This is a genomic window from Salipiger sp. (assembly GCF_059781815.1).
Map to the genome: position 1 here is coordinate 40,797 of NZ_JBYNAH010000007.1, position 7,712 is coordinate 48,508.

Annotated in this window: 6 protein-coding genes; 5 read left to right on the forward strand and 1 reads right to left on the reverse strand. The window is 69.4% G+C overall.

Going from position 1 to position 7,712, the window contains the following annotated elements; all coding sequences use genetic code 11:
• Positions 1-27: 27 nt before the first annotated feature.
• Positions 28-1,500: a leucyl aminopeptidase gene (locus AC6RA4_RS01695; RefSeq protein ID WP_500156778.1), complete on the reverse strand. Its 1,473-nt coding sequence runs from the start codon at positions 1,498-1,500 to the stop codon at positions 28-30.
• A 149-nt stretch (positions 1,501-1,649) separates the two neighbouring features.
• On the opposite strand from AC6RA4_RS01695, the gene lptF reads away from it, so the two are divergent.
• Genes lptF through AC6RA4_RS01720 form a run of 5 tightly spaced genes read left to right on the forward strand, consistent with a single transcriptional unit; the run spans position 1,650 to position 7,660 of the window.
• Complete coding sequence (gene lptF, locus AC6RA4_RS01700; RefSeq protein WP_500156787.1) at positions 1,650-2,765, forward strand: LPS export ABC transporter permease LptF; 1,116 nt, start codon at positions 1,650-1,652, stop codon at positions 2,763-2,765.
• Complete coding sequence (gene lptG, locus AC6RA4_RS01705; RefSeq protein ID WP_500156780.1) at positions 2,762-3,856, forward strand: LPS export ABC transporter permease LptG; 1,095 nt, start codon at positions 2,762-2,764, stop codon at positions 3,854-3,856. The genes lptF and lptG overlap by 4 nt, the downstream gene beginning before the upstream one ends.
• A complete protein-coding gene (locus AC6RA4_RS01710) occupies positions 3,856-6,039 on the forward strand; it encodes an LPS-assembly protein LptD (RefSeq protein WP_500156781.1) in 2,184 nt (727 codons plus the stop codon). Before lptG ends, AC6RA4_RS01710 begins: the two co-directional genes overlap by 1 nt.
• Positions 6,030-7,262, forward strand: a complete 1,233-nt coding sequence (locus tag AC6RA4_RS01715; protein WP_500156783.1) for a peptidylprolyl isomerase — start codon at positions 6,030-6,032, stop codon at positions 7,260-7,262. Before AC6RA4_RS01710 ends, AC6RA4_RS01715 begins: the two co-directional genes overlap by 10 nt.
• Positions 7,259-7,660, forward strand: coding sequence for a 4-hydroxythreonine-4-phosphate dehydrogenase PdxA (locus AC6RA4_RS01720; protein WP_500156785.1), 402 nt, complete (start codon positions 7,259-7,261; stop codon positions 7,658-7,660). The genes AC6RA4_RS01715 and AC6RA4_RS01720 overlap by 4 nt, the downstream gene beginning before the upstream one ends.
• Positions 7,661-7,712 lie beyond the last annotated feature (52 nt).

Here is a 7,712-nt window from a genome sequence, read left to right on the forward strand (position 1 = left end):
CGCGGCCCGCAAGGGCTGCGGCCACGCTCAGCCCTCCTTGCTCTCGAAGCCGTCGCGCACCAGCCGGTCGAGCGCCATGACGCCCCAGCCGGTGGCGCCCTTCGGCGCCAGCGTGCTCTCCGCCTTCAGCGAGGCGACGCCGGCGATGTCGAGGTGGATCCACGGCATCTCGTCCTTGACGAAGCGCTTGAGGAACTGCGCCGCGGTGATCGAGCCGCCGGGACGGCCGCCGACATTCTTCATGTCGGCGATCGGCGATTTCAGCATGTCGTCATAGGCCTTGCCCAGCGGCATGCGCCAGGCGCCCTCGCCCTCGGTCTCGGCGGCCTTGAGGAAGCCCGCGGCGAAGCGCTCGTCATTGGAGAAGACAGCGGCGTTTTCGTGTCCCAGCGCCACGATGCAGGCGCCGGTGAGGGTGGCGAGATCGACCATCGCGGCGGGCTTCTCGAATTCCTGCGCGTACCAGAGCACGTCGCTCAGCACGAGGCGGCCCTCGGCGTCGGTGTTGATGACCTCGATGGTGTCACCCTTCATCGAGGTGACCACGTCGCCCGGGCGGACAGCGTTGCCCGAGGGCATGTTCTCGACCAGACCGACAAGGCCCGTCACGTTGGCCTTGGCCTTGCGCAGCGCCAGCGCCTTCATCACGCCCGAGACGACGCCGGCGCCGCCCATGTCCATGGTCATGTCTTCCATGCCGCCGGCGGGCTTCAGCGAGATGCCGCCGGTGTCGAAGACCACGCCCTTGCCGACCAGCGCCAGCGGCGCGCCCTCGCCGCCCTTCCAGCGCATGATCACCAGCTTCGACGGCGACACCGAGCCCTGCCCGACGCAGAGCAGCGCGCCCATGCCGAGCTCTTCCATGCGGCCTTCCTCGACCACCTCGACCTCGACGCCCAGTTCGCGCAGCCCCTCGAGCCGCGCGGCGAACTCGGTGGTGGTCAGCACGTTGGCGGGCTCGCTCACCAGATCGCGGGTGAAGAAGACGCCGCCCGCCACCGCCAGCATCGGCGCCATCGCCGCCTCGATCTCGGCGGGTTTCGAACAGACCACCTGGGCCGGGGCCAGCGCCTTGCCCTTGTCGCTCTTGTGGTCGGTGAAGCTATAGCCGCGCAGCGCGAGGCCCAGCAGCGCCTGCTCGAGCCCGATCTGGCTCTCGCCCAGCACCGTCACCGCGCCCGAGCCCGCCGCCTTGGCGATGGCGGCGCCGGCCTTGCGCGCGTCGAGCGCATCGGGTCGCCGCTCGAGCTTGACGATATCGACCGCCTCGGCCGCCATGCCGGAGGGATATGACAGGCTCACCACGCTGCCGGCGGGCTTCTTGGCCCAGCCCTCGTCGGCCACTGCGCGGGCCACCGCGCCCTTGGTCAGCCGGTTCAGCCGCCGCGCGCCCCGCCCGAGCTTGCCCTCGCTGTCGATAAAGACGGCGACGCGCCCCTCCGCGCCTGCAAGGGCGTCGAGATCGGTTTCGGCAAAGGTGAACTCGCGCAGATCGGTCATCATGCTCTCCTGTTGTCTTTCCCACAGAGTCGTAGAGCCGCGTGACGGCATTGACCAGAGGCAGCTTTTCCAGCAAACACCGATCCGTTAGCGTAGAGCGCAGCACAGGATCTGGAGGGCACATACGCGTGCAGAGATTCGACAGATACATGCTGTCGCAACTCATGGTGGTGTTTGGGTTTTTCGCCCTGGTGCTCGTCATGGTCTATTGGGTCAACGCGTCGGTCAGCCTGTTCGACGAGCTGATCACCGATGGCCATTCGGCCCGCATCTTCCTCGAGTTCAGCCTGCTCAGCCTGCCCGGCGTGATCGCCCTCGTGCTGCCGATGGCGGCTTTCGGCGCGGCGGTCTACGTGACCAACCGCATGTCCAACGAATCCGAGATGACGGTGCTTCAGGCAGGCGGGCTGTCGCCGTGGCGGCTGGCGCGGCCGGTGCTGGTCTTCGGCGTCCTGATCGCGCTTATGATGTCGGTGCTGACCCACGCGCTGGTGCCCGCCTCGGTGGCGCAGCTGCGTGAGCGCGAGCGCGAGATCTCCGAGTCGGTGGCCGCAAGGCTGCTGCACGAGGGCACCTTCCTGCATCCGAGCCGCGGCGTGACCTTCTACATCCGCGAAATCACCGACGAGGGCGAGCTCCGCGACGTCTATCTCAGCGACCGGCGCAGCGAGAAGCGCACCGTGACCTACACCGCCGAGACCGCCTACGTGACCCGCGACGAGGGCGGGCCGAAGCTGACCATGCGCAGCGGTCTGGCGCAGGAGTTGCAGCGCGAGGAACAGACCCTCTCGACCACGAATTTCACCGACCTCACCTACGACATCAGCGGGCTGATCACCGCCGGCGGTTCCGACCGCCGCCGCGCCCGGCAGATCCCGACGCTGGAGCTGCTGACGCGGACCGAGGCGGTGGCCGAGGAGGTCAACGACAGCGTCGGCGAGGTGCTCGAAGAGGCACATAACCGCTTCCAGATGGCGCTGCTCTGCATCGTGGCGGCGCTGATCGGCTATTCGGCGCTGATGACCGGCACGTTCTCGCGCTTCGGGGTCACCCGGCAGATCGTCGGCGCGATCTTCCTCCTCGTTCTGGTCAAGCTGGTCGAGAGCGCGATCACCGACCCGGTGCGCTCGACCCCGGCGCTCTGGCCGCTGATCTACCTGCCGAGCCTGGTGGGCTTCGCGCTGGCCGCCGTCCTGCTGCGCCGGGCGGCGCGGCCGTTCCGGCCCGAGCGCCGGCGCAAGCAAGGCGCCGAGGTGAGCGCATGATCCTGCACCGCTATTTCGCCCGTCGCTTCCTCACCATGTTCATGTCGATCCTGACGGTCTTCGCGCTGTTCCTCGCGCTGCTCGATCTGGTCGAGCAGCTGCGCCGCTTCGACAGCGACGTGAGCTTCGGTCAGGTCGTGCACCTGACGCTGCTGAACCTGCCGGCGGGGCTCTACGAGATCCTGCCGCTGGTGATGATCCTCGCCACTGCGGCGCTGTTCCTGATGATGGCGCGCAGCTCCGAGCTGGTCGTCGTGCGCGCCGCCGGGCGCTCTGGCCTGACCGCGCTGGCCGGGCCGGTGGCGGTGGCGGTGATGATCAGCGGCGTGTCCGTGGCGATGCTGAACCCGATGGTCGCGGCCACCTCGCGGCAGGCCTCGGACCTCACCGAACGCTACAAGAGCAACGGAGCCTCGACGATCTCGATCGGACGCGAGGGGCTGTGGCTGCGCCAGGGCGGGGAAACCGGCGACACGGTGATCCGCGCCGCCCGCGCCAATCCCGACGCCACCGTGCTCTACGAGGTGAGCTTCGTGGAATACGAGACCGCAAGCGGCCCGATGCGCCGCATCGAGGCCGAAGAGGCGGCGCTCGAGGACGGCGCCTGGATCCTGCGCAACGCCAAGGCCTGGCCGCTGCAAAGCGGCAGGACCCCCGAGAGCGTGGCGCAGCGCTTCGATCGGCTGGAGCTGCCCTCCGAGCTGACCCAGGACGGCATCCGCGACCGCTTCGGCAAGCCTTCCTCGGTGGCGATCTGGGACCTGCCCGAGTTCATCGCCGGGCTCGAGATGGCCGGCTTCTCGGCGCGGCGCCACATCGTCTGGCTGCAGATGGAGCTGGCGCGCCCGGTCTTCCTGGTCGCCATGGTGCTGGTCGCGGCCGGCTTCACCATGCGCCCCGCCCGTCTCGGCCGCACCGGCCTGCACGTGCTGGCGGCGGTGCTTCTCGGCTTCGGCCTCTACTACGTGCGGAACTTCGCGCAGATCATGGGCGAGAACGGCCAGCTCCCGCCGATCCTCGCCGCCTGGATTCCGCCCATCGCCTCGCTGCTGCTCGCGCTGGGGCTTGTCCTGCAGATGGAGGACGGCTGATGAAGACCGCCCGCGCCGCGTGGCTTGCCGCCCTGCTGGCGATGACCACCCCTGCGCCGCTCATGGCGCAGACCGTGACCGTGGCCGCCGATGCCGCCGACGAAGAGGCCGAACCCGCGCTGCTGGTCGCCGATCAGGTGTTCGTCGAGGATGGCTCGCGGCTTGTCGCCACCGGCAATGTCGAGGCGCTGCATGACGGGCTGCGGCTGAGTGCGACCCGCATCCTCTTCGACCAGGAGGCGGGCCTGCTGACCATCGAGGGCCCGATCCGCATCACCGACGAGACCGGCAACCTGCTGCTCGCCGATGCCGCCGAGATGGAAGAGGGCCTGCGCAACGGCCTGCTCAGGGGCGCGCGCATGGTGATGGACGACCAGCTCCAGCTTGCCGCCGTCGAGGCGCAGCGGGTCGGCGGGCGCTACACCCAGCTCAGCCGCGTCGCGGTGACCTCGTGCCAGGTCTGCGGCCGCAACGAGGTGCCGCTCTGGCAGATCCGCGCCGACCGGGTGATCCACGACCAGGACGCGCGCCAGCTCTATTTCGAGGGCGCCCAGCTGCGCGTGCTCGACGTGCCGGTCCTCTGGGTGCCGCAAATGCGCCTGCCCGATCCGACGCTGAAGCGCGCCCGCGGCTTTCTCACGCCGACGATCCGCAGCACCTCGCTGCTCGGCACCGGGGTGCGCATCCCCTATTTCATCCCGATGGGCGACCATCAGGACCTGACCCTGACGCCCTATCTCTCGAGCGAGACCCGCACCCTCGAGGCGCGCTACCGCCGCGCCTTCACCTATGGCAAGATCGAGCTCAACGGCGCGATCACCAAGGACTCTCTGCTGCCCGACGAGACCCGAGGCTACCTCTTTGCCGAGGGTGAATTCCTGCTCAGGAACGGCTTCCGCTTCGATTTCGACATCGAGACGGTATCGGACGATTCCTATTTCAACGAGTACGATTACGGCGAGAACGAGCGCCTCGACAGCGCCTTCACCCTGAGCCGCGCGCGCAAGAACGACTTCTTCTCGACCGACCTGATCTATTACGAGACGCTGCGCGCCGCCGAAGAGGACGACACCCAGCCGGCGGTGATCTTCAACACCGAGTACGAGCGGCGTTTCTTCCCGGCCCGGATCGGCGGCGAGTTCCGCCTCGGCGCCATGGTGCACGGCCATTACCGGCGCTCGGATCTCGACTATGACAGCGACGACGAGGACAGCGTCGTCGACGGGCGCGACATGGCGCGGCTCAGCGCCGAGGCCAGCTGGCGCCGCCGCTGGACGCTGGCGGGCGGCATCCGCCTTGGCGTGCTGGGCCAGCTCTGGGCCGACCGCTACGCGGTCTGGGAGGACGCAAGCGCCGACTCCGAGGCCTCGCAGCTCACCCCCGGCGTCTCGGTCGAGCTGCGCTGGCCGCTGGTCAACCGCCAGGCTTTTGGCGGACGCTCGCTGCTCGAGCCGGTGGCCCAGGTGGGCTGGGTCGGCGGCGACCGGCCCAACATTCCCAATGACGAGAGCACCCGGGTCGAATTCGACGAGGCCAACCTGCTGTCGCTGTCGCGCTTCCCTGCCACCGACCGCCACGAGCGCGGTCTGATCGGGGCCGCGGGTCTGCGCTGGATGCACGAGTCGCCCGCCGGCTGGACCGCCGGTCTCACCCTCGGGCGGATCTGGCGGCAGGAGGTCGACGACGATTTCAGCCTGTCCTCCGGCCTCGACGGCGGCAGCTCGGACTGGCTGATCTCGGGAGGCTTCGCCAACCCGCTGGGCCTCAGCATCTCGGCCCGCGGCCTGCTCGACGATCGCGGCGAGTTCGACAAGGGCGAGGCCCGCGCGAGCTGGTCGAACAACCGCGTCGAGCTCGACGCCACCTATCTGCTGCTGCTCGCCGATCCGCTCGAGGATCGCGACGAGAGCCAGGCCGAGTGGCGCTTCGAGGGCAGCTACCGGATGAGCCGCCACTGGACCGGCTCCGGCGAATGGCGTTACGACCTCGCCGACCGCCGGGTTGACCGCGCCGGTCTGGGGCTGCAATACCGCAACGAATGCGTTCAGGTGGATGCCTCGGTCTTGCGCCGATTTGCATCCTCGACCAACCTCGAACCGTCCACGGAGTTCGACCTCACGGTCGCCCTGACAGGCTTCGGCACCGCCGGAAGCGACAAGGAGTATCGACGCACATGCAAATGACCCCTGCCCGTCTTATTCGCGCCCTGACCCTCTCTGCCGGGCTGGCGCTGACCGTGGCGCCGGGCGCGGCACCGGCGCAGAACCTGTTCGCGCCCGCAATCACCGTCGACGAGATGGTGATCACCGGCTACGAGATCGAGCAGCGCCAGCGCATGATGACCTTGCTGAACGCACCGGGCAACGTGACCGAGCTGGCGCGCGAGCAGCTGATCGACGACCGGCTGCGCCTCAAGGCGGCGCGCGATGCCGGCATCGAGCCCTCCGAGCAGGACATCCTCGACGGCATGGACGAATTCGCCGGCCGCGCCGATCTCAGCCGCGAGCAGTTCGTCGCCATTCTCAATCAGGGTGGCGTCGATGAAGAGACCTTCCGCGACTTCGTGCGCGCCGGCACCGCGTGGCGCGATCTCGTGCGCGCGCAGTTCACCTCGCGCACCCAGGTCACCCCGGAAGAGGTCGACCGGGCGCTGGCCAGCGGCAGCGGCGGCTCCGACGTCCGGGTGCTGCTCTCCGAGATCATCATGCCGATCAACGCCCAGAACGCCGAAGCCGTGCGCGCCCGTGCCGAGCGCATCTCGCAGATGACCTCGACCGCCGAGTTCTCGGCGCAGGCGCGGCAATACTCCGCCACCGCCACGCGCGGCGACGGCGGTCGTCTGCCGTGGCGCGACCTGACCGAGCTGCCGCCGCAGATCCGCTCGTTGATCCTCGGGCTGTCGCCCGGCGAAGTCACCGACCCGCTGCCGATCCAGGGCGCCGTGGCGCTGTTCCAGCTGCGCGACATCGAGGAAACCGGCTACACCGCGCCGGAATACGCCGCTCTCGAATACGCCGCCTATTACATGGCCGGCGGGCGCTCGCCCGAGACCCTCGCCAAGGCGCGGGTGCTGGCCGAGCAGGTCGACCGCTGCGACGATCTCTACGGCGTCGCCAAGGGCCAGCCGGACGAGGTGCTCGACCGCGGCGCCCTGCCGCCCGCCGAGATCCCGACCGACATCGCCTACGAGCTGTCCAAGCTCGATCCCGGCGAGGTTTCGACAGCGCTGACGCGCTCCAATGGTCAGACGCTGGTGTTCCTGATGCTCTGCGGCCGCACCGCCGCGGTGGCCGAGGATGCCGACCGCACCCAGGTCGAGATGGGCTTGCGCAACCGCCGCCTGACCGAGGTCTCCGACGGCTACCTTGCGCAGCTGCGCGCCAACGCGCGCATCGTCGAGAAATGAGCCCCCGGCCCGCCCCCGTGGCGATGAGCTGCGGGGAGCCCTCGGGCATCGGCCCGGAACTGGCCGAAGCGGCGTGGCGCGCGCTCGGTGCCGCGCTGCCCTTCGTCTATATCGGCGCGCCCGGGCACCTGCCGGGCACCGTGCCGCACGTGGTCGTGGAGCGCCCCGAGGAGGCGGCGCACGCGGCCGAGGAGGGCCTGCCGGTACTGGCGCTCGACATTCCCGGCCCGCGCGTGCCCGGCACGCCGCAGCCGATGCAGGCGGCGGGCGTCATCGCCTCCATCGCCCGCGGCGTCGGGCTGGTTCAGCAGGGCGCCTGCTCGGCGCTCTGCACCCTGCCGATCTCCAAGCAGGCGCTGGCCGAGGGGGCGGGCTTCGCCTATCCCGGTCATACCTAATATCTCGCCGCCCTCGGCGGCGCCGACGAGGTGGTGATGATGCTGGCCAGCG

Coding starts and splice junctions, on each gene's coding strand:
- lptG (WP_500156780.1), top strand. CDS start 2,762: ATGATCCTGCACCGCTATTTCGCCCGTCGCTTCCTCACCATGTTCATG.
- AC6RA4_RS01695 (WP_500156778.1), bottom strand. CDS start 1,500: ATGACCGATCTGCGCGAGTTCACCTTTGCCGAAACCGATCTCGACGCC.
- AC6RA4_RS01710 (WP_500156781.1), top strand. CDS start 3,856: ATGAAGACCGCCCGCGCCGCGTGGCTTGCCGCCCTGCTGGCGATGACC.
- lptF (WP_500156787.1), top strand. CDS start 1,650: ATGCTGTCGCAACTCATGGTGGTGTTTGGGTTTTTCGCCCTGGTGCTC.
- AC6RA4_RS01720 (WP_500156785.1), top strand. CDS start 7,259: ATGAGCCCCCGGCCCGCCCCCGTGGCGATGAGCTGCGGGGAGCCCTCG.
- AC6RA4_RS01715 (WP_500156783.1), top strand. CDS start 6,030: ATGCAAATGACCCCTGCCCGTCTTATTCGCGCCCTGACCCTCTCTGCC.